Source organism: Streptococcus suis (genome assembly GCF_002964575.1).
Lineage (GTDB): Bacteria > Bacillota > Bacilli > Lactobacillales > Streptococcaceae > Streptococcus > Streptococcus suis_R.
This window is the reverse complement of record NZ_POQQ01000028.1, coordinates 1-465: the sequence shown is the minus strand read 5'-3', so window position 1 is coordinate 465 and position 465 is coordinate 1. Positions and strand designations below refer to the sequence as shown.

At 41.1% G+C, this 465-nt stretch carries 1 protein-coding gene; it reads left to right on the top strand.

Annotated elements, in window-relative coordinates:
* A partial coding sequence (locus C1E58_RS02560; protein ID WP_153055812.1) for a transposase occupies positions 1-465 on the top strand: 465 nt, incomplete at both ends.

Here is a 465-nt window from a genome sequence, read left to right as displayed (position 1 = left end):
TATGAAGAATGGTCAGCTCAAACCCGGTTACAACCTTCAACTTGGTACAAACAACCAGTTTGCCTTAGCTTACGGATTGTATCCGAATCCAACTGACACTCGTACACTCAAGCCCTTTCTTCAATCCATCCAAACCTTAGAACTCTTTCAACACATTGTCGCGGATGCAGGTTATGGTAGTGAAGAAAATTATAGCTTTATCCTTGATGACCTGGAGAAAACGCCTCTGATTCCCTACGGAACATATCAGAAAGAGCAGAAGAAAAGCTACAAGAAGAGTGATGCCAATCCTGAAAATTGGACCTATCTAGAAGATTCTGATCAGTGGATAAAGCCAGATGGTGTTGTGTATTCATTCAAGAATTATTCACGAAGAACGGACAAGTATGGATTTGAGAGAGATATTAAGATTTACGAAGCTGATCCTGTACAAGCTAGTGAAGAGTTAGACCAGTTAGCACGGAC